The organism is Streptomyces sp., assembly GCF_035644915.1.
GTDB lineage: Bacteria > Actinomycetota > Actinomycetes > Streptomycetales > Streptomycetaceae > Streptomyces.
The window spans coordinates 55,283-80,391 of record NZ_DASQNP010000083.1; the positions used below are offsets into that span (position 1 = coordinate 55,283).

18 protein-coding genes and 1 tRNA gene are annotated in these 25,109 nt (G+C 72.6%); 9 read left to right on the top strand and 10 right to left on the bottom strand.

Features of this window, described 5'->3' with window-relative positions:
• Window positions 1-262: 262 nt before the first annotated feature.
• A complete protein-coding gene (ppc, locus tag VE546_RS10200) occupies window positions 263-3,001 on the top strand; it encodes a phosphoenolpyruvate carboxylase (RefSeq protein ID WP_324920872.1) in 2,739 nt (912 codons plus the stop codon).
• Between the two features lie 111 nt (window positions 3,002-3,112).
• Here the strand turns inward: ppc and VE546_RS10205 are convergent, their stop codons facing one another.
• The 9 genes from VE546_RS10205 to VE546_RS10245 all read right to left on the bottom strand — a co-directional run bounded on the left by VE546_RS10205 (window position 3,113) and on the right by VE546_RS10245 (window position 13,678).
• Window positions 3,113-3,850, bottom strand: coding sequence for an LPXTG cell wall anchor domain-containing protein (locus VE546_RS10205; RefSeq protein ID WP_324920846.1), 738 nt, complete (start codon window positions 3,848-3,850; stop codon window positions 3,113-3,115).
• Between the two features lie 205 nt (window positions 3,851-4,055).
• The gene (locus tag VE546_RS10210) at window positions 4,056-4,577 is read right to left on the bottom strand and encodes a hypothetical protein (protein WP_324920848.1); all 522 of its coding nucleotides are present in this window, start codon (window positions 4,575-4,577) and stop codon (window positions 4,056-4,058) included.
• A gap of 113 nt (window positions 4,578-4,690) precedes the next feature.
• Window positions 4,691-5,281, bottom strand: a complete 591-nt coding sequence (pth, locus tag VE546_RS10215) for an aminoacyl-tRNA hydrolase (protein ID WP_324920849.1) — start codon at window positions 5,279-5,281, stop codon at window positions 4,691-4,693.
• A gap of 131 nt (window positions 5,282-5,412) precedes the next feature.
• Window positions 5,413-6,006, bottom strand: coding sequence for a 50S ribosomal protein L25/general stress protein Ctc (locus VE546_RS10220; RefSeq protein ID WP_324920850.1), 594 nt, complete (start codon window positions 6,004-6,006; stop codon window positions 5,413-5,415).
• 273 nt (window positions 6,007-6,279) lie between these two features.
• Window positions 6,280-7,257, bottom strand: a complete 978-nt coding sequence (locus VE546_RS10225; RefSeq protein ID WP_324920852.1) for a ribose-phosphate diphosphokinase — start codon at window positions 7,255-7,257, stop codon at window positions 6,280-6,282.
• Between the two features lie 90 nt (window positions 7,258-7,347).
• Window positions 7,348-8,814, bottom strand: coding sequence for a bifunctional UDP-N-acetylglucosamine diphosphorylase/glucosamine-1-phosphate N-acetyltransferase GlmU (gene glmU, locus VE546_RS10230; RefSeq protein ID WP_324920853.1), 1,467 nt, complete (start codon window positions 8,812-8,814; stop codon window positions 7,348-7,350).
• A 189-nt stretch (window positions 8,815-9,003) separates the two neighbouring features.
• On the bottom strand, window positions 9,004-9,966 hold the full coding sequence (locus VE546_RS10235; protein WP_324920855.1) for a cellulose-binding protein: 963 nt from the start codon (window positions 9,964-9,966) through the stop codon (window positions 9,004-9,006).
• Window positions 9,967-10,270: 304 nt separating this feature from the next.
• A complete protein-coding gene (locus VE546_RS10240) occupies window positions 10,271-12,667 on the bottom strand; it encodes an SUKH-4 family immunity protein (protein ID WP_324920856.1) in 2,397 nt (798 codons plus the stop codon).
• A gap of 6 nt (window positions 12,668-12,673) precedes the next feature.
• Entirely contained in the window at window positions 12,674-13,678 is a 1,005-nt protein-coding gene (locus tag VE546_RS10245) for an SMI1/KNR4 family protein (protein WP_324920857.1), read from the bottom strand.
• Window positions 13,679-13,938: 260 nt separating this feature from the next.
• On the opposite strand from VE546_RS10245, the gene VE546_RS10250 reads away from it, so the two are divergent.
• Window positions 13,939-14,451, top strand: coding sequence for a YwqJ-related putative deaminase (locus tag VE546_RS10250; RefSeq protein WP_324920859.1), 513 nt, complete (start codon window positions 13,939-13,941; stop codon window positions 14,449-14,451).
• Window positions 14,448-14,960 (top strand): SUKH-3 domain-containing protein, encoded by a 513-nt coding sequence (locus VE546_RS10255; protein ID WP_324920861.1) that lies wholly within the window; start codon window positions 14,448-14,450, stop codon window positions 14,958-14,960. Before VE546_RS10250 ends, VE546_RS10255 begins: the two co-directional genes overlap by 4 nt.
• Window positions 14,961-15,023: 63 nt before the next feature.
• On the opposite strand, the gene VE546_RS10260 is transcribed toward VE546_RS10255, so the two are convergent.
• The gene (locus tag VE546_RS10260; RefSeq protein WP_324920863.1) at window positions 15,024-16,400 is read right to left on the bottom strand and encodes a sensor histidine kinase; all 1,377 of its coding nucleotides are present in this window, start codon (window positions 16,398-16,400) and stop codon (window positions 15,024-15,026) included.
• A 155-nt stretch (window positions 16,401-16,555) separates the two neighbouring features.
• Between VE546_RS10260 and VE546_RS10265 the strand changes: the two genes are divergently transcribed.
• The 6 genes from VE546_RS10265 to VE546_RS10290 form a co-directional block, all read left to right on the top strand.
• Window positions 16,556-17,257 carry a hypothetical protein gene (locus VE546_RS10265; RefSeq protein ID WP_324920864.1) on the top strand — a complete coding sequence of 234 codons (702 nt, stop codon included), beginning with the start codon at window positions 16,556-16,558 and terminating at the stop codon, window positions 17,255-17,257.
• 7 nt (window positions 17,258-17,264) lie between these two features.
• Window positions 17,265-17,336, top strand: a tRNA-Gln gene (locus VE546_RS10270).
• 381 nt (window positions 17,337-17,717) lie between these two features.
• Window positions 17,718-18,506 (top strand): ABC transporter ATP-binding protein, encoded by a 789-nt coding sequence (locus VE546_RS10275; protein ID WP_324920866.1) that lies wholly within the window; start codon window positions 17,718-17,720, stop codon window positions 18,504-18,506.
• A complete protein-coding gene (locus VE546_RS10280; protein ID WP_324920867.1) occupies window positions 18,503-21,079 on the top strand; it encodes an ABC transporter permease in 2,577 nt (858 codons plus the stop codon). Before VE546_RS10275 ends, VE546_RS10280 begins: the two co-directional genes overlap by 4 nt.
• Window positions 21,080-21,304: 225 nt before the next feature.
• Window positions 21,305-24,838, top strand: coding sequence for a transcription-repair coupling factor (gene mfd / locus VE546_RS10285; protein ID WP_324920869.1), 3,534 nt, complete (start codon window positions 21,305-21,307; stop codon window positions 24,836-24,838).
• 97 nt (window positions 24,839-24,935) lie between these two features.
• Window positions 24,936-25,109 (top strand): aldo/keto reductase (locus VE546_RS10290; RefSeq protein ID WP_324920873.1); only part of this gene is annotated, 174 nt, incomplete at its 3' end.

Below are 25,109 nucleotides of genomic sequence, written 5' to 3' on the forward strand. Positions count from 1 at the left end.
ACGGTGCCGTAACCTACGGCATCGTAAGTATGGCAGTCCTGAGCCGGCGGACAAGAGGGCCGCATCGTGGACGGGATGATCCACGGAGGCCCGGAGCGGCCTATGCTGGTGGCCGTCGGACAGCGCGGTCCGTGACCTGCCAGAAGCATCGCCGCAAGGAGCCGCACCTGTGAGCAGTGCCGACACCTCCCCGAACACCGGTGGTACGAGTCCTGCCCCCGGCGGGGAGAATCCCGCGCCGGGCATTCCGGGTACCCCGAACATCCCGGCGGAATCCGGCAGCCCCGACCCGGGCGCCGGAATCAACAGCGCCCTGCGGGCCGACATCCGCCGCCTGGGCGACCTGCTGGGCGAGACCCTGGTCCGCCAGGAGGGCGCCGAGCTGCTGGAACTCGTCGAGCGCGTACGCGCCCTGACCAGGACCGACGGCGAGGCCGCCGCGGCCCTGCTCGGCCGGACCGACCTGGCGACGGCGACCAAGCTCGTACGGGCCTTCTCCACCTACTTCCACCTCGCCAACATCACCGAGCAGGTCCACCGCGGCCGCGAGCTGCGCGCCCGGCGGGCCGCCGAGGGCGGAAACCTCGCCCGCACGGCGGACATGCTCAAGGAGGCCGACCCCGAGCACCTGCGGGAGACCGCCGGGAACCTGGGCGTACGGCCCGTCTTCACCGCCCACCCCACCGAGGCCGCCCGCCGGTCGGTGCTCACCAAGCTCCGCAAGATCGCCGAGCTGCTGGAGAACACCGACCCCAACGAGCGGCGCCGCACCGACCTGCGGCTCGCCGAGAACATCGACCTGATCTGGCAGACCGACGAGCTGCGCGTGGTCCGCCCCGAACCGGCCGACGAGGCGCGCAACGCCATCTACTACCTCGACGAGCTGCACCGCGGCGCCGTCGGTGACGTCCTGGAGGACCTCGCCGCCGAACTGGAGCGCGCCGGGGCACCGCTGCCGCCCGCCACCCGCCCGCTCACCTTCGGCACCTGGATCGGCGGCGACCGCGACGGCAACCCCAACGTCACCCCCCAGGTGACCTGGGAGGTGCTGCTGCTCCAGCACGAGCACGGCATCAACGGCGCCCTGGAGCACATCGACGAGCTGCGCGCCGCCCTGTCCAACTCCATCCGCAACAGCGGCGCCACCCAGGAACTGCTGGACTCCCTCCAGCGCGACCTCGACCTCCTGCCCGAGATCAGCCCCCGCTACAAGCGGCTCAACGCCGAGGAGCCCTACCGGCTCAAGATCACCTGCATCCGGCAGAAGCTGCTCAACACCCGCAAGCGGCTGGCCGAGGACACCCCGCACGTCCCCGGCCGCGACTACCTGGGCACCGGCGAGCTGATCGAGGACCTCACCCTCGTCCAGACCTCCCTGCGCGAGCACCGCGGCTCCCTGGTCGCCGACGGCCACCTGGAGCGGGTGCTGCGCACCCTGGCCGCCTTCGGCCTCCAGCTCGCCACCATGGACGTGCGCGAGCACGCCGACGCCCACCACCACGCCCTGGGGCAGCTCTTCGACCGGCTCGGCGAGGAGTCCTGGCGCTACGCCGACATGCCGCGCGACTACCGGCGGCGCCTCCTGGCCAAGGAACTGCGCTCCCGCCGCCCGCTCGCGCCCCACCCGGCGCCGCTGGACGCCGCCGGCGCGAAGACCTTCGGTGTCTTCGAGACCGTCCGCAAGGCGCTGGACACCTTCGGACCCGAGGTCATCGAGTCCTACATCATCTCCATGTGCCAGGGTGCCGACGACGTGTTCGCCGTGGCCGTGCTCGCCCGCGAGGCCGGCCTGATCGACCTGCACGCCGGCTGGGCGCGCATCGGCATCGTGCCGCTGCTGGAGACCACCGACGAGCTGCGCATCGCCGACGAGCTGCTCGACCAGATGCTGTCGGACCCCTCCTACCGGCGGCTGGTCGCCCTGCGCGGCGACGTCCAGGAGGTCATGCTCGGCTACTCCGACTCCTCGAAGTTCGGCGGCATCACCACCTCCCAGTGGGAGATCCACCGCGCCCAGCGGCGGCTGCGCGACGTCGCCCACCGGCACGGGGTGCGGCTGCGGCTCTTCCACGGCCGCGGCGGCACCGTCGGCCGCGGCGGCGGCCCCACCCACGACGCGATCCTCGCCCAGCCCTGGGGCACCCTGGAGGGCGAGATCAAGGTCACCGAGCAGGGCGAGGTCATCTCCGACAAGTACCTCATCCCCTCCCTGGCCCGGGAGAACCTGGAGCAGACCGTCGCCGCCACCCTCCAGGCGTCCGCCCTGCACACCGCGCCGCGCCAGTCGGAGGAGGCGCTGGCCCGCTGGGACGCGGCGATGGACACCGTCTCCGAGGCCGCCCACGGCGCCTACCGGAAGCTGGTGGACGACCCCGACCTGCCCGCCTACTTCTTCGCCTCCACCCCCGTGGACCAGCTCGCCGACCTCCACCTGGGCTCCCGCCCCTCGCGCCGCCCGGACTCCGGCGCCGGCCTGGACGGGCTGCGGGCGATCCCCTGGGTGTTCGGCTGGACCCAGTCGCGGCAGATCGTGCCCGGCTGGTTCGGCGTCGGCTCGGGCCTGCGGGCGGCGCGCGAGGCCGGGCTCGACGGCGTGCTGGACGAGGCGTACGAGCACTGGCACTTCTTCCGCAACTTCCTGTCCAACGTCGAGATGACGCTGGCCAAGACCGACCTGCGGATCGCCCGGCACTACGTGGAGACGCTGGTGCCCGCCGAACTGCACCACATCTTCGCCACCATCGAGGCCGAACACGAGCTGACGGTGCGCGAGGTGCTGCGGATCACCGGCGAGCGGGAACTGCTGGACGCCAACCCGGTGCTGAAGCAGACCTTCGCCATCCGCGACGCCTACCTGGACCCGATCTCCTACCTCCAGGTGGCGCTCCTGCACCGGCAGCGCGAGGCCAAGCGCCGCGGCGAGGAGCCCGACCCGCTGCTGTCCCGCGCCCTGCTGCTGACGGTCAACGGCGTCGCTGCGGGCCTGCGCAACACCGGCTGACCCACCCCGGCGCCCCGCGCCCCGCGGACGGCCGAAGGGCCCCTCTCCCACCGGGAGAGGGGCCCTTCGCACGCCGTGCGGGCCGCGGGTACGCGCCCCGCACGGCGGGGATCAGTCCCGGGCTGCCGTACGGCGCCGCACGAGGAGGTACGAGCCCGCGCCCAGGAGCGCCGCGGCGGCCGCGGTCAGCGCGGCGACCGGGGCGGAGGAACCGGTCTCGGCCAGGTTGCCGCCCTGCGGGGAGGCGGACGCCGCCGGGGAGGCCGGGGCCGCGGACGAGGACTCCTCCGGGGAGGTCGCCGAGGGCTCGCCGGAGGGCTCACCGGAAGGCCCGCCCGAGGGCCCGTCCGTCGGCGTGGCGCCCGGCCCGCCGGTCTGGGTCGGGACGGGGGAGGCCGGGGCCGTCGTGCTGCCGGAGGGGGAGGGCGAGGCCGTTCCGTCCTCGCACTCGGTCCAGAAGACCTTGTGCTTGGCCCGGCCCTTCTCGCCCTTGAAGTTCCAGACCAGCTTGTAGTGGCCGTCCGCCAGGACCATGTCCTCGGTGCGGCCGTGGCCCTCGGCGTCCAGCACGAGGGCGCCCTTCTGGACGACCGTGCCCTTGGTGCCGGTCGGCGGCATCTCGACGATCTTCCAGCGGATCTTCTGGCGGGCGTCGAACCCGAAGGCGTCGAGGTAGAACTCGCAGACCTTGGGCTGGTTCCGGCGGACCTCCTCGCCGGTGGCGGCGTCGTGGATCTTCACGGTGCCGTTGTCGCCCTTGGCGGACGGGGTGGCGTACGCGGTGGGGGCCGACAGCAGACAGGCCGCTGCGGCCGCCGTCACCACGGACACCGAGGAGAGGGTGCGCATGAGCTACCACCTTCGGTGGCGGGGGACATCACGGACGTGTGGGGGATGGGGTGCCGGTAGCCTGCTCCGCCCCACCAGACCGGTCAAGCGCGATCTGTCCCATCCGTATGGTTGCGTCACACCTGTCCCGGAAGGCGGGGGATAACAATCGCATTAATGCCCCGACGTGGCGCGTCCCGGACCGGCCCGGGCCGAAAACCGCAGTTCAGAGCAGAGCGAACGTCGCCCCCAGCAGCGCCGCGCCCAGCAGCCCGGCGGCCCACGCCGTACGCCGCATCCGCAGACCGCCCGCGATCACCGGCGAGGCCAGCACCAGCGCTCCCGCGAACGGCAGCCACGCGTACAGGATTCCGGCGGCGCCGGTGCGCGCCACCTCGTCGCCGCCCGGCCACAGCACCACCGCGAGCCTCTCCCCGGCGTCGTGGGCGACCGGCGCGTCCAGGGCGACCTCGACGGGCGCGCTTCCGGAGCCCGCCCCGGGCGTGAACGAGCCCGTGCACGTCCCCTTGTCGCACTCCTCGACCGTCATCGTGCCGCGCACGCCGCCCCGTTCGGCCGTCACCGGGCGCATGGCGTCCAGGGAGGCCCACGCCCCGGCCATCAGCAGCACCGCCGCGACCGCGCCCATCAGCGCGGTCCTCGCCAGCAGCAGGAGGCCGTACGCGCTCTCGCCGGCCCGGCGCAGCCGACCGCTCCGGGCCGTGGTGCCGGGGGAACCAGGGGACATGGCGGTGATCCTTGGCCATCGGGAGCGGACGGTCAACCTCCGCGCACGACACTGCACGGCACTGCACGGCACTGCACGTCGCCGCACGCCACCGCCCCGGCCCGGGGCCGCCGTCAGGAGTTGTAGGTGTTCTGCGCCCGCTCCAGGCCGTCCAGGACCAGGCACTCCACGGCGTCGGCGGCCCGGTCCACGAAGTAGTCCAGCTCCTTGCGCTCGGCCGCGGAGAAGTCCTTCAGCACGAAGTCGGCCACCGGCATCCGGCCCGGCGGACGGCCGATGCCGAAGCGCACGCGGTGGTAGTCGGGGCCGAGCGACTTGGTGACGGACTTCAGCCCGTTGTGGCCGTTGTCCCCGCCGCCCCGCTTCAGCCGCAGCGCCCCGTAGTCGATGTCCAGCTCGTCGTGGACGACGACCAGGCGCTCCAGCGGCACCTTGTAGAAGTCGCGCAGCGCGGTGACGGGACCGCCGGAGAGGTTCATGTACGACATCGGCTTCGCCAGCACCACCCGGCGGCTCCCGGTGCCCGGCACGCCCAGCCGCCCCTCCAGCACCTGCGCCCGCGCCCGGTGCGTCTTGAACCGGCCGCCCATCCGGCCGGCCAGCAGATCGGCGACCATGAATCCCACGTTGTGCCGGTTTGCCGCGTAGTCCGGGCCGGGGTTGCCCAGGCCCACCACCAGCCAGGGGGCGTCGGCGTCGCTCATCGTCGTCCTCTCCTGTGGCGGGCCGTCGGGGCCGTCGGTGCGTGGAACGGAGCGGTACGGGCCCGCGCGGGCCCGGGGGCCGCCGTCCCGGTCCCGCGCGGACCCGGGACGGCGGCCTCAGGGAAGCGGGGTCACTCCCCGGCGGCCTCGCCCTCACCCTCGGCCCCGCCCTCGGCGGACGCCTCGACCTGAGCGGTCAGGACGTTGAGGACGACGGTGTCCCCGTCCACGGCCAGGGAGGTGCCGTTCGGCAGCGGGATGTCCTTGGCCAGGATGGAGTCGCCCGCGGCCAGACCCTCGATGGAGACGGTGACCGACTCCGGGATGTGGGTGGCCTCGGCCTCGACCGGCAGCGTGTTCAGCACGTGCTCCAGCAGGTTCGGGCCCGGGGCCAGGTCGCCCTCGGCGTGGACCGGGATCTCGACGGTGACCTTCTCGCCCCGCTTGACCACCAGCAGGTCCACGTGGATCAGGAAGCCGCGGATGGCCTCGCGCTGGACGGCCTTGGGGATCACCAGCTCCTGACGGCCCTCGATGTCGAGCGTGATCAGCACGTTCGACGTCTTCAGGGCCATCATCAGGTCGTAGCCGGGAAGGGCCACGTGGACCGGCTCGCCGCCGTGCCCGTAGACGACACCGGGAACCTTGTTCTCGCGGCGGAGCCGGCGGGAAGCACCCTTGCCGAACTCCTTGCGGATCTCGGCGGAAATCTTGACGTCAGCCATGACGCACTCCTCGTCTCTCAAGTCGGTTGTGGTGGCGGATGCCAGAGCTACTCGGCCACGACAGACCTGCTGCGAAGAGCGCGTCGATAACGGATGACCGTGCCGCCCCGGGCACGGCTCCCTCGCCGAGCAACTCCATGAGTCTACCGCCCCCGGCGCACCGGACGGGACCGGGGCCCGGGGCGGCGCGGGGGCCGCGGTGCGCGGCACACCGCGGGGCGCCGCGCCGGGGCTCGGCCGGCACGACGCCCCACGGCGTTCCGTCCGTGTGGCTTACGCCTGCTCGTCGAACAGGCTCGTCACCGAGCCGTCCTCGAACACCTCGCGCACCGCGCGGGCGATCGTCGGCGCCATCGACAGCACCGTGATCTTGTCGACGTCCACCTCGCTCGGCGTCGGCAGGGTGTTGGTGAAGATGAACTCGCTCACCTGCGAGTTCTTCAGCCGGTCCGCCGCCGGGCCGGACAGCACCCCGTGCGTCGCGGCCACGATGACGTCCTCGGCGCCGTTGGCGAACAGCGCGTCCGCCGCCGCGCAGATCGTGCCGCCGGTGTCGACCATGTCGTCCACCAGGACGCACACCCGGCCGCGCACGTCACCGACCACCTCGTGGACGGTCACCTGGTTGGCCACGTCCGGGTCGCGGCGCTTGTGCACGATCGCCAGCGGCGAGCCCAGCCGGTCGCACCAGCGGTCGGCGACCCGCACCCGGCCCGCGTCCGGCGAGACCACCGTCAGCTTCGAGCGGTCCACCTTGCCGCCCACGTAGTCCGCCAGCACCGGCAGCGCGAACAGGTGGTCCACCGGGCCGTCGAAGAAGCCCTGGATCTGGTCGGTGTGCAGATCCACCGTCAGGATCCGGTCCGCGCCCGCGGTGCGCAGCAGGTCGGCGATCAGCCGCGCCGAGATCGGCTCGCGGCCGCGGTGCTTCTTGTCCTGCCGCGCGTAGCCGTAGAACGGCACGATCACGGTGATGCTGCGGGCCGAGGCCCGCTTGAGGGCATCGACCATGATGAGCTGCTCCATGATCCACTTGTTGATCGGAGCGGTGTGGCTCTGCATCAGGAAGCAGTCCGCGCCACGGGCCGACTCCTGGAAGCGGACGTAGATCTCACCGTTGGCGAAGTCGAACGCCTTGGTCGGGACCACGCTGACACCGAGATGCCCCGCGACCTCCTCCGCCAGCCTGGGGTGGGCGCGGCCGGAGAAGAACATCAGTTTCCTCTGGCCGGTCGTCTTGATCCCGGTCACAACACAATCTCCTTGCCAGCATCGATACGTCGGGGCGCACCACGGCGTGCGCTTCTCACGGTACGCCCTGCCCGGAGCGGACCCTTCCGGTCACCCCTCGGCAACCTGACCGTCGCCGCCCCGCTCCTCGGCGGCCTGGGCCGCCCGCGCGGCGGCGCTGCCGGGACGCTTGCGGGCCACCCAGCCGGTGATGTTGCGCTGCTGACCGCGGGCGACGGCCAGCGCGCCGGGCGGCACGTCCTTGGTGATCACGGACCCGGCGGCGGTGTAGGCCCCGTCCCCGACCGTGACGGGAGCCACAAACATGTTGTCCGAGCCCGTCTTGCAGTGCGAGCCGATCGTGGTGTGGTGCTTGTTCACCCCGTCGTAGTTCACGAAGACGCTGGCGGCACCGATGTTGGTGTGCTCGCCGATCGTCGCGTCCCCCACGTACGACAGGTGCGGCACCTTCGTGCCCTCGCCGACGTCCGCGTTCTTCATCTCCACGAACGTGCCGGCCTTCGCCTTCGGACCCAGCTTCGTCCCGGGCCGCAGGTACGCGTACGGACCCACCGAGGCGCCCGGACCGATCTCCGCGCCGTCGGTGACCGCGTTGTTCACCACCGCGCCCTCGCCGACGGAGGTGTCCTTCAGGCGGCAGTTCGGCCCCACCTCGCAGCCCGCGCCCAGGTGCGTCGAACCCAGCAACTGCGTCCCCGGGTGCACCACCGCGTCCGGCTCGTACGTCACCGTCGCGTCCAGCCAGGTCGAGGCCGGGTCCACCACCGTCACCCCGTCCAGCATCGCCCGCTCCAGCAGCCGCTCGTTCAGCAGCCTGCGGGCCTCGGCGAGCTGCACCTGGTTGTTGATCCCCACGATCTCCCGGTGGTCCGCGGCCACGCACGCCCCCACCCGGTGCCCGTCCCCGCGCAGGATCCCCAGCACGTCGGTCAGGTACTCCTCGCCCTGGCTGTTGTCCGTCCGCAGCCGGCCCAGGGCCTCGGCCAGCAGCCGCCCGTCGAACGCGAAGACCCCCGAGTTGATCTCGCGGATCGCCCGCTGCTCCTCGGTGGCGTCCTTGTGCTCCACGATGGCCGTCACGGAGCCGTCCTCGCCCCGCACGATCCGCCCGTAGCCGGTGGCGTCCGGCACCTCCGCCGACAGCACCGTCACCGCGTTGCCCTCACCCGTGTGGACCGCGGCCAGCCGGGCCAGCGTCCCACCGGTCAGCAGCGGCGTGTCGCCGCAGGTGACGACCACCGTCCCGGCCGGCTTCACGCCCTCGGCCGCCAGCGCCTCCAGAGCCGTGCGCACCGCGTGCCCGGTGCCCCGCTGCTCGTGCTGCACCGCCGTGCGCACCTCGGCGTCCAGCGCCGCCAGATGCTCGGTGACCTGCTCGCGCCCGTGCCCGACGACCACCACCAGGTGCTCAGGGGCCAGTTCGCGGGAGGCCGCGACCACATGGCCGACGAGCGACCGCCCGCAGATGTCGTGCAGGACCTTGGGCCTGGCGGACTTCATGCGGGTGCCCTCACCCGCTGCGAGAACGACGACGGCTGCCGGGCGAATGGCGCTCACGGGTGTGCCCTTCGGCTTCGGGACGGATGACAGAACGGACGGCGGGACGGACCCCGGACGGACCCGGAGACCCCCGCCCGGAGACACGACTCCCGGACCCCGGCGGACACCGCCGGTGCACGACAGGGAGACCGCGGTGGAACCGCGCGGGAAGGTGTGGTGTCCCCCGCAGGATACCGGGGGCCCCGCTCATTCCGCGGGTGCCCCCTGACCCGGCACCGACCCGCCCCCCGGCGCGTCCGCCCGCCCGGCCCCGCCGCCCGGCGCACCCTCGTCCAGCCCCCGGCCGGTGAGGGCCGCCAGACTGGCCCGCACATGGGCCATGTGCTGACGCACCGCCTCCCGCCGCTGCTCGTGCGCGCGCACCACCCGCTCCGTCTCGCGCTCGATGCGCTGCTCGCGCAGCCGCGCCTCCGCCAGCAGCTCGGCCGCCTGCGCCTCGGCGTCCCCCTGGAGCCGCCGGGCCGTCTCCTCCGCCTCGGCGTGCTCCCGCCTGGCCCGCTCCAGCAGCGCCTCGCCCCGCTCGGTCAGCTCCGCGACCCGCGCCATCACCGCCGCCTCGCGCGCCGCCAGCGTCCGGCCCAGTTCCTCGGAGTTCTCCGCCTGCTTCTTCTCCTGGGCCAGCAGCAGCGCCTCGCACCGCTCGGCCATCTCCCGCAGCTCGCGCTCCGCCGCGCCGCGCAGCTCCTGCGCCTCCGCCTGCGCGGCCCTGCGCACCTCCTCCGCACGCGTCCGCGCCCCGGTGAGCACCGCCTCCGCCGCCGCGTCACCCCCGGCCCGCACCCGGGCCGCCTCCTCGCGCGCCGCCTCCCGCCGCGCCCGGCCCTCCTCCTCGGCCCGGGCCCGCAACTCCTGCCCCTCGGCCTCCGCCCGGGCCCGCAGCTCCTCCGCCTCGGCCTCCGCCTCGGACAGGATCAGCAGGGCCCGCTCGCCCAGCGCCTCGAACGTCTGGGGAGGCAGGGCGGCCACCACCGACCGCAGCCGGTCCGCCTCCTGCGCCAACTCCCCGGCGAGCGCGCCCAGCCGCGCCAGGCGCTCCCGCGCCGCGTCGAGGTCCTCGGACAACCCGCTGGTGAAACGGTCGACCTGATCGGGCCGGTAACCGCGGCCCCGCACGACGACAAAGCCATGAGGTGACTTGGACGCAGACATGGCGAACCCCTACCTCCACGCAATCCGGCGGATGTCCCACCCAGCATGCGCCATGAGCCGCGGCGGCCCGCAATCGACACAAACCGCACGAACACGCGCTGAAGCACGCCACCTGCAACGCGCCCCCGGCCACACCCTCCCCCAGCCACCACCCCCCTCACCCGCGAAAGCCCGACATGTGACCCACGCAACAGCCACCGCCCGCGCCGGCACCGCCGCAACGCACCGCGCCCGGCACCCGCCATGCGGGCACCGGGCGCGGCACACGCCCGCGCACACGGGCGTACGACGGAAGGGACGACGACTACAGCAGGCCGTCCCACATCTGCTCGAGCAGCACCGCCCACCAGTTCTCCGGACCGGCCAGCGCCGCCGGATCCAGACAGGCCAGCATCCCCTGGAAGTCCACCGTCCAGCGCCCCGCCTGCTCCGGCGTCAGACCGAACCGCAGCGGCCACATCCGGCCCAGCAGCGCCAGGCAGCGGACGAACTCCGGCAGACCGCTGTTCACGAACTGCGGCACCGCCGGCTGCCCGCCCGGAGACGCCTCCAACGGCACCGCCACGATGTGCGCCGTGCCGTACTGCACGCACAACTGACGCCCGTAGTCGTTGCCCATCACCAGGTACGACGCCGCGTCCGGCCCCGGCTGCACACCGCGCTCCAGGGCCAGCTCCGCCAGCGTCGGCACCGGACGCCCCGGCTGGGCCTGCGCCCAGAAGAACGGACCGAACTCCACCGGCAGCCCCGCCCACACCAGCGTCCGCGCGACCACCTCCGGCACACCCTGCCGGGAGACCGCCCGCTGGTCGAAACGGAAGACCGCCTGCGGGCCGAACGCCTGCACAAGCTCCTGCGCCACCCCCTCCGGCGGAATCGGCGGCGCCGGCTGGATCTGGTGCGGCGGCGGCAGCGGCACCCGCACCGGAGCCGGACGCGCCGGACCGTCGGCCACCTGGTGCAACTCGCCCTGGTGCTCGATCAGATGCCGCACACCCTGCTGACGCGAGGTCACGTCACGCCCGTACGGAGCGGTGTGGCTGATCCGCACCTGCGGCCAGCTCTCCCGCACCATCCGCGCGCAGTAACCACCCGGTACGTCACAGCACTCCAGCTCGGTGTGCAGCTCCAGCACCTGCTGCGGCGGGACGTTCATCGCCCGCAGCTCGTGCAGGATCTGCCACTCCGGATGCGGAGTGCCCGGCGCCGAACGGCGGATCAACTGCTGCTCGGAGCCGTCCGGCGCGCGGTAGCGCAGCACCGCCATGTACCCCGGGCCCACCGTCGGCAGACCACCGGGCGGCTGCGGATAGCCGTACGGAGGCGCACCCGGAACCCCCGGCGCGCCCATGGGCACCCCGGGCGGGGCACCGGGCGGACCGGGCGGCGGCGGTGGAGTGCCCGGGCCACCGGGCCCCGCCAGCATCGTCGCCGCGTGGTGCACCCCGCCGCCGGAGGACCCGCCGTCACCGGAACCGCCCCCCGGAACACCGGGCGGGCCGGGCGGCTTCGGCCCCCCGCCCTGGGCGGCCACCTGATCCGCCGACACCACCTGCGTCGGTGCGTAGCCACCGGACGAGCCGTCCGGCGACCCGGACCCCGGCACACCCGGCCGGGCCCCCGGAACCCCCGGCGCACCCGGCGGCGGAGGCACGGACGGGCCGCCACCGCGCGGCGACCGCGGCGCACGACCGGTGGCGGCGTCGGCGATGCCCGGCGGACCGGGCGGCGGCGGAGGGGTGCCCGGGGCGGCCGGGCCGCCGGCCGACGGGTCGGCCAGCACCGTCGCGGCGTGGTGCGCACCACCGCCACCGGCCGGCGGCGCGGGCGGAGGACCCTGCGGCGGCTCCTGCGAACCCCGCGGCGACCCCGGCGCGGAACCCTGCGGACCGTCGACCGCCGGAGCCACCGTCGTCCTCGGCAGGGCACTGCCCTCCGGCATCAGCGCCGTCTTCGCCTCCGGACTCACCCGCGGCGGCGGCGCCGACCGGTCGCCCTCGTCGTCGCTGCCGCTGATCGGCGGCGCGAACACCGTCATGGGCGGCGGCACCGACGCCCCGTCACCCCCGCTGCCGCTGGTGTCCGCCGCGTCCCACGGCGAACCGCCCCCGGGCGTCGCGGACGCAGGCTCGGGCGCGGGAGGAGCGGAGGGAACGGACGGAGGCGTCGCGGAAGCGGAAGGAGCCGGAGCGGGCGGCGGTGTCGCCGACGACGCCGACGGGGACGCCGACGGGGACGAAGGGGACGCCGACGAGGACGGCGCCGGTCCGCCCACCGAACCGCCCGAGCCGTCCGTGCCGTCCGATCCCCTCCCCGGACCGCGGCGGCCCGGAATGCCCATCTGGTCCGCCGCCTCCTGCAACCACTCCGGCGGCGTCAGCAGGAACGACGTGGCCTCCAGATCCACCCGCTGCGGCCGGACCGGCGCCGGCTCCGCGGGCGCGGCACCGTACTCCTCCTGGTACCGCCGGATCACCTCACCCACCGGCAACCCCGGCCACAGCGTCGACTCACCGCTGTCCCGCGCGATCACCAGCCGCTGCCGCCCACCACCGGACGACGGACCCTCCGGCCGGTCCTCGGCCCAGGCGACGAAACCCAGATCGAACTCCCGCACCCGCACCTCACGGTGCTGGTACGCCGGAACACCCCCGTTGATCCAGCGCTCCGCCCGCTCCTGCGCCTGCGCGAACGTCACCATCGAGCCTCACCCCTCCACCGGAACGGCACGCGCGAACCCGCCGTCCACCATCAGGTTGGCCACGGTCTCCAACTCCGGCGGATGACCCGCCAGCCGCAGCAGGAAGTCGTCGAAGTCCGCACCGCACGGCAGCAGCAGCCCGTCCACCCGCTCCTGCACCGTCAGCCCGTCCCGGTCCCGCGCGTCGTCGTACGCGCAGAACCACACCGAGCCCACGCCCTCCCCGCGCACCTTCACCGCGACGATCCCGCCCTGCACGAAGCCCACACCCAGGTAGTCCTTCGTCAGGTGGTCCCGCAGACACTTGTTCACGTACACCAGGTCGTTGAACGCCGCCTCCTCACGCACCGTGAAGAACGGCTGGTCCACCAACAACCCCAACTCGGCGTCCAGCGCCACCCCCACCGGAGCACACCCGCCCGCCGCCTTCAGGAACGACCGGTACGCCTCCGGCAGCCGGTACCCCAGCGTCTCCTCCACGTCCAGCACCTGCTCCTCGGACACCGCAACCCCGTGCGGCACCTCGAAGTGCACCGGACGCGTCTCCTGCAACGGCCGCGTCCCCCGCTTGCCGTGGTCCACCACCGCCGTCGCCAGCCCGCCGTGGTGCCGCAGCAACGCCTTCACCTCGACCGGCACCAACTCCAGCCGGCGACTGTGCGCCACGTGATGCCACGTCCAGCCGTGCGGCGTCGCCACCGGCGACAGGTCCGCCCACAGCTCGTGACCCTCCGCGTGCAGCGCCGCGTTCGCCGACACGTAGTCCGTCAACCGCAGCTCGTCCGCACCGAAACCCTCCGGCGGCTCCGCGATCTCCGCCGCCGCCCGGGCATACGGCGAGAAATCCGGATAACCCCGCTCGTCCACCCGCACACCACCCGGATAACGGGCAGCCCGGACCGGATCCGGAAAGTGCACGACCTGCCCGGCATAGGCCGTGTTCGGCGGCGCGGCCTCCGTCCCGAACCGAGAACCGGGAGGAACCCCCGGCCCAGGCCTACCTGTCGTCATGGCGGTGCCCCCTGCTGGCAACTGGCTTACGAGCGCTGACGGGCGCTGACTGAGGACACAGCCTATGCGCTGCCCCCACCACCGGTCCCGCCCCGCCCCCCACCCCCGGACCACCCCGGCGAACACCGCCACAAACCCACCACACCGCGCCCATCAGGACAGGACACGCGCCACAACCGCCCCCGCTTTCCCAATCACCGGCACATTTGGCACCCTGAACCATCGCCATCGGGGGGATGCGCGGGGAGGAAACCCAACCAATGCACGCCACACAGCACCACACCGCAGGCCACCCCGGAGACCCCCGCCTCAACTGGGGCGCTCCCGACGACGACACCCCCGTCCTGCGGCACCGCCGCGACGGCATCATGCCCACCGTCGCCGCCGCGCTCTCCGTCCGCGGCCAGACCCTCACCTGCACCGCCGGCAAAGCCGACCGGCCCCCCACCCTCCACCCCCTCGTCCAGGACTACCTCGACACCCTCACCACCAACCAGCGCGAACGCCACACCGGACGCTGCCCCGAAGCCGTCCTCCTCTCCCGCTACCTCACCTCCGCCGAGGCCGCCCGCAGCAAACGCGCCAGCCGCAAACCCCTCACCACCGCCGAAGCACGCCGCGCCCTCAAACACGCCAAACTCACCACCCGCCGCATCCGCGAGGACGGCGACCCCCGACACGGCAGCTACGCACCCCCCTGCCGCTCCTGCACCGCCCTCCTCGCCCACTTCGGCGTCCGCACGGTCGACCCCACAGGAGCAGCAGAACGGTGACCATCCCCCGACCCGGCCCGCACCACAGCACCACCCGCTTCCCCGTCCCCGTCGACGCCGCCCTGCGCGCCGCCGGCTGGCGCCCCGGACGCCGGGACATCGCACAGGCCGAGATCTGGGCCGACACCCTCCGCGACCACCGCTCACCCGCCGGACACCGCCACGCGATCTTCCCCGCCGCCGTCGAGGCCTGGGCCGAATTCGGCAACCTCCACATCACCAGCGCCGAACCCGGCCGCCACATCGCCCCCACCGGAGTCCACATCGACCCCCTGCGCGGACTCCACTGGCCCCGCACCCTCTCCGACCTCGGCCGCGCCCTCGACACCGCCATCGCCCCCCTCGGCGAGGAGGACAACGGCAACGCCCTCCTCGCCATCGACACCGAAGGCCGCGTCTACAGCATCGACCACAGCGGCGACTGGTACCTCGGCCCCACCGTCGACGCCGCCCTGACCACCCTCATCACCGGCATCCGCCCCCAACGCCTCACCCGCACCCCCGGCTGACCCGGCCGACCCGGCGGCCCCGGCCGGGGGCCGCACCCGCCTCACCCCCGGCCGGACCCCGCCTCACCCCCGGTCGGGAATGACCGCCGACACCCGGAAACCACCGCTGTCCGTCGGCCCCGACACGAACCCCCCGCCCAACGCGGCCACCCGCTCACGCATCCCCACCAGACCGTTGCCGCCACTCGGCAGCCCCGCGTCCCGCACACCCTCCGCCGGCGCGTCGTTCTCCACCAGCACCGCCACCTCACCGGCACGATGCGCCAACCGCACCCGCGTCCGCGCACCCCCCGCGTGCTTGTGCACGTTCGTCAACGCCTCCTGCACCACCCGGTACGCCGTCTGCTCCACCCGCCCCGCATACGACCGCACCTCGCCCTCCACCATCAGCTCCACCGACATCCCCGCCGCCCGCGACTGCCCCACCAGCGCCTCCAGCTCCCGCAGACACGGACCGGACCCCTCCCGCTCCGCCGCGTCCTCCGCCGAACGCCGGGCCGCCTCCCGCTCCGCCGCCGCGGCCGCCACCTCCGCGGCCTCCGCCACCTTCGCCAACGGCTTCTCCGACCCCGCCGGCCCACCGGCCACCACCGGCTTCGACTCGTGCGCCCGCAGCACCCCCAGCATCGTCCGCAGCTCCGTCAGCGCCTGCCGCCCCATGTCCCCGATCAGCGCCGCGTTCCTCGACGCCTTCTCCGGATCCTTCAACGCCACCGCCTGCAACGCCGCCGCGTGCACCACCATCAGACTCACCCGGTGCGCCACCACGTCGTGCATCTCCCGCGCGATCCGCGTGCGCTCCTCGTTGCGCGCCCACTCCGCACGCTCCTCCGCACGCTCCGCGAGCAGCGACAACTCCCGCTCCAGACCGTCCGCCCGCTCCCGCAGACTCTCCACCAGCCGCCGCCGCGCCCCCACGTACAGACCCAGCAGCACCGGAGGCGCCGTCGCCCCCAGCGACATCAACAGCGCGACCAACGGCACGAACCACGACGGCGGGTCGTAACCGGAATCGTCCTGCACCAGATTCCGCCGCATCTGGACGAAGACGATGATGAACGCCCCCAGCCCCTGCATCCCCGACAGCAGCGCGATGATCCGCCGCGGCACTTCCGACGCCGCCAGCGTGTAGAGTGCAACGATCCCCAGCAGGACGCCCATCTCCGCCGGCGTGACCGCGATCGACACCAGCACCACCGCGATCGGCCACCGCCGCCGCAGCACCAGCGTCAACCCGGCCAGCGCCCCCAGCACGACCGACAGGCCCACCGGGACGCCGGCCTCACGCGCGAACGGAACCCCCTGCACGGCACACTCGACACCGGACGCCAGTGCGAGCCCCACGTCCAACACCGCACTCCGACGCCGCTCCCACCACAGCGGCCCCCGAGGCGCATCACCCTGGTCACGGGCTCCGACGCTTTCCCCCGTCTCGGTCATGGCGCCCAGCCTACGACCGCCCGCCACCGGTTTTTCGGGCGGCACCGCCCCAAAAAACCCCTGTGACCAGGGGGGAAAGAACCACTTTTCACTCGAACTGTTGAATCATCCTGACTTTCGGCTCACGCACGCCTTTGCGGGGTCAGGCTGGCGCCATGGTCCAAGCCAAGACGGAACTGAGGGAACGCGCCCGCGCCCTGCGCCGCGCGGGCAGGACGTACGACGAGATCGTGGCCGAGCTGGGGGTGTCGAAGAGTTCGGTGTCGCTGTGGGTGCGGGATCTGCCGAAGCCGCCGACTCCGCCGGAGCGGCTGCACCGCATGAGGGAGGCGCGCTGGGTGCCGCACCGGCGCGAGCAGGCGATCAAACGGCAGCAGACGAAGCTGGCGGCGGCCAACGAGATCGGCCGCATGACCGACCGGGAACTGTTCCTCGTCGGAGTTGGGCTCTACTGGGCCGAGGGCGCCAAGAGCAAGCCGCACAAGCTGCGCGAGGAAATGATCTTCGTCAACAGCGACCCCGGAATGATCCAGGTCTACTTGGCCTGGCTCTCTCTGCTCGGTGTCGAGGAGGACCGGTTGCAGTTCCGGGTGATGATCCACGAGTCGGCGGACGTGGAAGTCGCCGAGCGCTTCTGGGCGGAGCTGGTGGGGGTGGACCTGTCGTCTCTCGACAGGACGACGCTGAAAAGGCACAACCCGAAGACGTCCCGCAAGAACGTCGGGGAGGACTACCGGGGCTGCCTGGCCGTCCGCGTCCGGCGCAGTGCCGACCTGTACCGTCGCGTCGAGGGCTGGTGGTACGGCATAGTAGTGGGAGCCGACCGGCAGTCCGAGCGAATGTCCGGTTTGGCGTGAATTGCCATCCCCTGTGGTGTAATCGGTAGCACAATGGTTTTTGGTGCCATTTGTCCAGGTTCGAGTCCTGGCGGGGGAGCTCAAGGTTCGAATACTTCGCACGCAGGGCCCCGACCTCCGGTCGGGGCCCTGCGTCATGCCTGGGGATGAGATCGACCCGGGTCGGCTTGCGCTTGACGCAGGGTGAAGGGGCAGCCTGAGGGCTGATTCCCCTAGGGGGCGCTACCCCGATCCTCCTACCCGCGGTTCGTCCTGCGGCAGGACGAGGGAGGGGTGGGCCGCTCCCTACTCTGAGTGTGGGCCGCCGGACCGATGGGGTGGGGGTAGCCCCCGTGCGGATACGGCGCTGGGCACCATCGCGGCGCCCGTCCTGCGTGCAGCAGGCTCTGTGCGTACCCGGGAAACGCCTGAAGGCTTCCGAGAAGTTCCAACGATTCGTAGTCGACATAGGAGACATACCGTGACAACGGCTGTAGTGAATCCCAAGACCGGGGGCAGTGGAGGACGTACGGCCATCGCCGCGCGGGCGCGGCAGGTCGTCAAGGCGTATGGCTCCGGGGAGACGAGGGTCGTCGCGCTGGACCAGGTGGACGTGGACATCGCGCGGGGCGCGTTCACCGCGATCATGGGGCCGTCGGGCTCGGGCAAGTCCACGCTGATGCACTGCCTGGCGGGGCTGGACTCGGTGACGTCCGGGCAGGTCTGGGTGGGGGAGACCGAGATCACCGCCCTGAAGGAGAAGAAGCTCACCCAACTGCGCCGTGACAAGATCGGTTTCATCTTCCAGGCGTTCAACCTGCTGCCGACCCTGACGGCGCTGGAGAACATCACGCTGCCGATGGACATCGCCGGCCGCAAGCCGGACCGGGAGTGGCTGGACCGGGTGGTGGAGACGGTGGGGCTGTCGGCGCGGTTGAAGCACCGGCCGAACCAGCTCTCCGGCGGTCAGCAGCAGCGGGTGGCGGTGGCGCGTGCGCTGGCGGCGCGGCCGGAGATCATCTTCGGTGACGAGCCGACGGGCAACCTGGACTCGCGGGCGGGTGCGGAGGTGCTGGGCTTCCTGCGGCGTTCGGTGGACGAGCTGGGTCAGACGATCGTGATGGTGACGCACGACCCGGTGGCGGCGGCGTACGCGGACCGGGTGCTGTATCTGGCGGACGGCCGGATCGTGGACGAGATGCAGCGGCCGACGGCCGAGGCCGTGCTGGACCGGATGAAGGCGTTCGACACGTTCGGGCGGGTGTCATGACCGTTCTGAGGACTTCGCTGCGGAATTTCGTGGCGCACAAGGGCCGGATGCTGCTCAGCGGTGTCGCGGTGGTGCTGTCGGTGGCGTTCGTGTGCGGGACGCTGGTGTTCACGGACACGATGAACACGACGTTCGACCGGTTGTTCTCGGAGACGGCGGCGGACGTGACGGTCTCGTCGAAGGACGCCGGGAACGACGAGATGCCGGACACGGGGAAGCCGGCGACGGTGCCGGCGTCGCTGCTGGGGGAGCTGGAGGGCGTCGACGGGGTCGCGTCGGTCAGCGGCAGCGCGTACAGCATGAGCGTGACGGTGGTGGACGAGGACAACAAGAACATGGGGTCCACCACCGGTGCTCCGACGATCGCGAGCAACTGGAGCGAGACCGACGAGCGGTCGATGGAGGTCTCCTCGGGCCGGCTGCCGCGTGGCGCCGGGGAGGTGGTGGTCGATGCGGACACGGCGGAGAAGCACGGTCTGAAGCTGGGTGACGAGCTGCGCACGATCGCGGCGACGGGCGACTTCCGGGCCGAGATCGTGGGCGTTGCGACGTTCCGGTCGACCAATCCGGGCGCGACGGTGGTGTACTTCGACACCGAGACGGTGCAGACGAAGCTGCTGGGGGACGGGGACGCGTACACGTCCGTGGCGGTGACGGCGGCCGAGGGTGTCAGTGACGACGAGCTGAAGAGGAACGTCGTCGCGGCGCTGGGTGCGGGCGAGTACAAGGTCCAGACGCAGGAGGAGTACGCGGCGGAGAGCCAGGACGACATCGGCGGTTTCCTGGACGTCATCAAGTACGCGCTGCTGGGTTTCGCGGGCATCGCGGTGCTGGTGGGGATCTTCCTGATCGTCAACACGTTCTCGATGCTGGTGGCGCAGCGGACGCGGGAGATCGGGCTGATGCGGGCGATCGGCTCGAGCCGTCGCCAGGTGAACCGGTCGGTGCTGGTCGAGGCGCTGCTGCTGGGTGTGCTGGGGTCGGTGCTGGGGGTCGGTGCCGGTGTGGGGCTGGCCGTCGGGCTGATGGAGCTGATGGGCCTGGCGGGCATGAACCTGAGCACGGACGACCTGACGGTGAAGTGGACCACGCCGGTGGTCGGTGTGGTGCTGGGTGTCCTGGTGACGGTGCTGGCGGCGTATCTTCCGGCGCGGCGTGCGGGGAAGGTGTCGCCGATGGCGGCGCTGCGGGACGACGGTCTGCCGGCGGCGGGGAGCCGGGTGGGCCGGGTGCGTGCCGGTGTGGGTCTGGTGCTGACGCTGGCGGGTGCCGGTGCGCTGGCGGTGGCGGCGGGTTCGGACGAGGCGTCCGGCGGGTCGCTGTTCCTGGCGCTGGGTGTGCTGTTGACGCTGGTGGGCTTCGTGCTGATCGGTCCGCTGCTGGCGGGGGTGCTGGTGCGGGCGCTGGGCGCGGTGGTGCTGCGGGTGTTCGGTCCGGTGGGCCGGATGGCGGAGCGGAACGCGCTGCGCAATCCGCGTCGTACGGGTGCCACGGGTGCGGCGCTGATGATCGGCCTGGCGCTGGTGGCGTCGCTGTCGGTGGTGGGTGCCTCGCTGGTGGCGTCGGCGAGTGACGAGCTGGACCGGTCGGTGGGGGCGGACTTCATCCTGCAGTCGGATGTGGGCCAGCCGGTCGTGCCGGAGGTGGCCGAGAGGCTGCGTTCGGTGGAGGGCATAGAGCACGTCACGGAGTACCGGGGGCTGGAGGCGGCGCTGACGGTGCCGGGCGGCGGTTCGGTGAAGGAGTGGGTGACGGCGGCCTCTCCGACGTACGCGCAGGACCTGCGGGTGGAGACGGTCGCGGGTGAGCTGTCGGCGGCGTACGAGCGGGACGCGATGTCGGTGCCGGAGGACTTCGCCGAGGAGCACGGCCTGGAGGTCGGCGACGAGGTGAAGGTGGACTTCGAGCGCGGCGGGACGGCGACGCTGACGGTCAACGCGATCACGGCGGCCGACACGAGCGTGGACCAGGGCGCGATGTACCTGAGCATCGCGACGGCCGAGCGGTATGTGCCCGAGGACCGGATGCCGCTGAACATGATGATGTTCGCGAAGGCGGAGGAGGGTCAGGAGGACGCGGCGTACGCGGCGCTGAAGGAGGAGTTGGAGCCGTTCCCGCAGTACAAGGTCCGTAACCAGGCCGATTACAAGCAGGTGCTGGAGGACCAGGTGGGGCAGTTGCTCAACATGGTCTACGGGCTGCTGGCGCTGGCGATCGTGGTGGCGGTCCTGGGTGTGGTGAACACGCTGGCGCTGTCGGTGGTGGAGCGGACGCGGGAGATCGGGCTGATGCGGGCGATCGGTCTGTCGCGGCGGCAGTTGCGGCGGATGATCCGGCTGGAGTCGGTGGTGATCGCGCTGTTCGGTGCCCTGCTGGGTCTGGGGCTGGGCATGGGCTGGGGTGTGGCGGCGCAGCGGCTGCTGGCCCTGGAGGGGCTGAAGGTCCTGGAGATCCCGTGGCCGACGATCGCGACGGTGTTCGTGGGGGCCGCGGTGGTGGGCCTGGTGGCGGCGCTGGTGCCGGCGTTCCGGGCGGGCCGGATGAACGTGCTGAACGCGATCGCCACGGAGTAGTCGCGGGGGGCTGTTCCGGGGTGTGCGGTGGCCCGGTTCCGGTGGGCGGTGTGCCTGCCGGGGCCGGGCCGTCGCCGTGGTGCGGGGGTGTGTGGGGGGTGGGGTCGTTGTGCGGCGCCGGTACGGGTGTGGCCGTCGTAGGCTGGAACCCCCGGCTCGCGCGGCGTGTCGGGTTGTTCGTGTTGTCCGGATTGTCTTGTCCAGCCCCTGGGATGGAACGCCTCCATGAGTCTCACCGGTCTTCTTGACGCCGTCGTACGGGATCCCGCGCTGGCGGAGGCGGTACGGGCCGCCGCCGACGGCAACCGGCACGCGGTGGATCTGGTCGGGCCGCCTGCGGCGCGTCCTTTCGCGGTGGCGGCGCTGGCGCGGTCGGCGGGGCGTGTGGTGCTGGCGGTGACGGCGACGGGCCGGGAGGCGGAGGATCTGGCGTCGGCGCTGCGGTCGCTGCTGCCCCCGGAGGGGGTGGTGGAGTACCCGGCGTGGGAGACGCTGCCGCACGAGCGGTTGTCGCCGCGTTCGGACACGGTGGGCCGCCGGCTGGCGGTGCTACGGCGGCTGGCGCATCCGAGTGGGGACGATCCGGCGGCGGGGCCGGTGAGCGTGGTGGTGGCTCCGGTGCGGTCGGTGCTCCAGCCGCAGGTGAAGGGGCTGGGGGACCTGGAGCCGGTGAGTCTGCGCTCCGGGCAGCGGGCGGAGCTGGACGAGGTGGTGGACGCCCTGGCCGCCGCCGCGTACGCGCGGGTGGAGCTGGTGGAGAAGCGGGGGGAGTTCGCGGTGCGCGGCGGCATCCTGGACGTCTTCCCGCCGACCGAGGAGCATCCGCTGCGGGTGGAGTTCTGGGGCGACGAGGTGGAGGAGATCCGCTACTTCAAGGTCGCCGACCAGCGGTCCCTGGAGGTGGCCGAGCACGGTCTGTGGGCGCCGCCGTGCCGTGAGCTGCTGCTGACGGACGAGGTGCGGGCGCGTGCGGCGGAGCTGGCCCGGGCCCATCCGGAGCTGGGGGAGCTGCTGGGGAAGATCGCCGAGGGCATCGCCGTGGAGGGCATGGAGTCGCTGGCTCCGGTCCTGGTGGACGACATGGAGCTGCTGCTGGACGTGCTTCCGGCGGGGAGCATGGCGGTGGTGTGCGATCCGGAGCGGGTGCGGACCCGGGCGGCGGATCTGGTGGCGACCTCGCAGGAGTTCCTCCAGGCGTCGTGGGCGGCGTCGGCCGGTGGCGGCCAGGCGCCGATCGATGTGGGGGCGGCGTCGCTGTGGTCCCTGGCGGACGTCCGGGAGCGGGCGCGTGAGCTGGGGATGATGTGGTGGTCGGTGAGTCCGTTCGCGGTGGACGCGGAGGAGGAGGCCGACGCGCTGACGCTGGGGATGCGGGCTCCGGAGAGCTACCGGGGCGACACGGCGCGTGCGCTGGCGGACACCAAGGGGTGGCTGGCGGACGGCTGGCGGTGCGTGTACCTCACCGAGGGGCACGGTTCGGCGTCCCGGATGGTGGAGGTGCTGGGCGGAGAGGGGATCGCGGCGCGGCTGGAGCCGGAGCTGGCGGAGATCGCCCCGTCGGTGGTGCACGTGTCGTGCGGGACGGTGGAGAACGGGTTCGTCGATCCGGGCCTGCGGCTGGCGGTGCTGACGGAGACGGATCTGTCGGGGCAGCGGGCGGCCAGCCGTGACCTGGGCCGGATGCCGGTGCGGCGCCGCAAGACGATCGATCCGCTGACGCTCCAGCCGGGTGACTACATCGTGCACGAGCAGCACGGTGTGGGGCGCTACATCGAGATGGTGCAGCGCACGGTGCAGGGGGCGACGCGCGAGTACCTGGTGGTGGAGTACGCGCCGGCGAAGCGGGGGCAGCCGGGGGACCGGCTGTTCGTGCCGACGGACCAGTTGGAGCTGATCACCAAGTACGTGGGCGGTGAGCAGCCGACGCTGCACCGGCTGGGCGGCGCGGACTGGACGAAGACCAAGGCGCGGGCGAGGAAGGCGGTCAAGGAGATCGCCGCGGACCTGATCAAGCTGTACTCGGCGCGGATGGCGGCGCCCGGGCACGCGTTCGGGCCGGACACGCCGTGGCAGCGGGAGCTGGAGGACGCGTTCCCGTACGTGGAGACCCCGGACCAGCTCACCACGATCGCCGAGGTGAAGGCGGACATGGAGAAGCCGGTGCCGATGGACCGGCTGGTCTGCGGCGACGTGGGGTACGGCAAGACGGAGATCGCCGTGCGGGCGGCGTTCAAGGCGGTGCAGGACGGCAAGCAGGTGGCCGTGCTGGTGCCGACGACGCTGCTGGTGCAGCAGCACTTCGGGACGTTCTCCGAGCGGTACGCGCAGTTCCCGGTGGTGGTGAAGGCGCTGTCGCGGTTCCAGACGGACGCCGAGGCGAAGGCGGTGCTGGACGGGCTGCGGGACGGTTCGGTGGACGTGGTGATCGGCACGCACCGGCTGTTCTCGTCGGAGACGAAGTTCAAGGACCTCGGCCTGGTGATCGTGGACGAGGAGCAGCGCTTCGGTGTGGAGCACAAGGAGCAGCTCAAGAAGCTGCGGGCGAACGTGGACGTGCTGACGATGTCGGCGACGCCGATCCCGCGGACGCTGGAGATGGCGGTGACCGGCATCCGGGAGATGTCGACGATCACCACGCCGCCGGAGGAGCGGCATCCGGTGCTGACGTTCGTCGGGCCGTACGAGGAGCGGCAGATCGGTGCGGCGATCCGCCGCGAGCTGCTGCGCGAGGGGCAGGTCTTCTACATCCACAACCGGGTGGAGTCGATCGACCGGGCGGCGGCGCGGCTGCGGCAGATCGTGCCGGAGGCGCGGATCGCCACGGCGCACGGCCAGATGTCGGAGGCGGCGCTGGAGCGGGTGGTGGTGGACTTCTGGGAGAAGAAGTTCGACGTGCTGGTGTCGACGACGATCGTGGAGTCGGGCATCGACATCTCCAACGCCAACACCCTGATCGTGGAGCGGAGCGACACCTTCGGCCTGTCGCAGCTCCACCAGTTGCGGGGCCGGGTGGGCCGCGGCCGGGAGCGGGGGTACGCGTACTTCCTGTATCCGCCGGAGAAGCCGCTGACGGAGACCGCGCACGAGCGGCTGGCGACGATCGCCCAGCACACGGAGATGGGCGCGGGCATGTACGTGGCGATGAAGGACCTGGAGATCCGCGGCGCGGGCAACCTGCTGGGCGGGGAGCAGTCCGGGCACATCGCCGGGGTGGGCTTCGACCTGTACGTGCGGATGGTCGGCGAGGCGGTGGCCGACTACCGGGCCGCGCTGGAGAAGGGCGGCGAGGCGGTGGAGGAGCCGCCGCTGGAGGTGAAGATCGAGCTTCCGGTGGACGCCCACGTCCCGCACGACTACGCGCCGGGCGAGCGGCTGCGGCTCCAGGCGTACCGGTCGATCGCCGCGGCGGACTCCGAGGAGGACATCGCCGCCGTCCGCGAGGAGCTGACCGACCGCTACGGTCCGCTGCCGGAGCCGGTGGAGAACCTGCTGCTGGTGGCGGGGCTGCGGATGCTGGCGCGGTCCTTCGGGGTCACGGACATCACGCTCCAGGGGTCGAACGTGCGGTTCGCCCCGGTGGAGCTGCGGGAGTCGCAGGAGCTGCGGCTGAAGCGGCTGTACCCGCGGTCGGTGGTCAAGCCGGCCGCCCACCAGGTGCTGGTGCCGCGCCCGACGACGGCGCGGATCGGCGGGAAGCCGGTGGTGGGGCGCGAACTCCTGGCGTGGGCGGGGGAGTTCCTGACCACGGTGCTGGGCTGAGGTCCGGGAACGCCGGTGGTGGGAGCGTTCCCGTAGGGGGTGACCTGGCCGGATCGGTCCGGGGGCGCCGGGCCGGTCCGGCCGTAGGATCGCCCTCATGGAGCAGCGAGTACTGGGCAGGACGGGCCGTGAGGTGTCCGTCGTGGGGCTGGGCACCTGGCAGTTGGGTGCCGACTGGGGCCGGGTGCGCGAGGAGGACGCCCTGGCGGTGCTGGACGCGGCCGTGGAGAGCGGCGTCACGTTCTTCGACACGGCGGACGTGTACGGGGAC

Bases quoted from the DNA above. Each gene is read 5' to 3' on its own strand.
- VE546_RS10205 (WP_324920846.1), bottom strand. From the start codon at position 3,850: ATGCGCACCCTCTCCTCGGTGTCCGTGGTGACGGCGGCCGCAGCGGCC.
- VE546_RS10210 (WP_324920848.1), bottom strand. From the start codon at position 4,577: ATGTCCCCTGGTTCCCCCGGCACCACGGCCCGGAGCGGTCGGCTGCGC.
- pth (WP_324920849.1), bottom strand. From the start codon at position 5,281: ATGAGCGACGCCGACGCCCCCTGGCTGGTGGTGGGCCTGGGCAACCCC.
- VE546_RS10220 (WP_324920850.1), bottom strand. From the start codon at position 6,006: ATGGCTGACGTCAAGATTTCCGCCGAGATCCGCAAGGAGTTCGGCAAG.
- VE546_RS10235 (WP_324920855.1), bottom strand. From the start codon at position 9,966: ATGTCTGCGTCCAAGTCACCTCATGGCTTTGTCGTCGTGCGGGGCCGC.
- VE546_RS10240 (WP_324920856.1), bottom strand. From the start codon at position 12,667: ATGGTGACGTTCGCGCAGGCGCAGGAGCGGGCGGAGCGCTGGATCAAC.
- VE546_RS10245 (WP_324920857.1), bottom strand. From the start codon at position 13,678: ATGACGACAGGTAGGCCTGGGCCGGGGGTTCCTCCCGGTTCTCGGTTC.
- VE546_RS10250 (WP_324920859.1), top strand. From the start codon at position 13,939: ATGCACGCCACACAGCACCACACCGCAGGCCACCCCGGAGACCCCCGC.
- VE546_RS10260 (WP_324920863.1), bottom strand. From the start codon at position 16,400: ATGACCGAGACGGGGGAAAGCGTCGGAGCCCGTGACCAGGGTGATGCG.
- VE546_RS10265 (WP_324920864.1), top strand. From the start codon at position 16,556: ATGGTCCAAGCCAAGACGGAACTGAGGGAACGCGCCCGCGCCCTGCGC.
- VE546_RS10280 (WP_324920867.1), top strand. From the start codon at position 18,503: ATGACCGTTCTGAGGACTTCGCTGCGGAATTTCGTGGCGCACAAGGGC.
- mfd (WP_324920869.1), top strand. From the start codon at position 21,305: ATGAGTCTCACCGGTCTTCTTGACGCCGTCGTACGGGATCCCGCGCTG.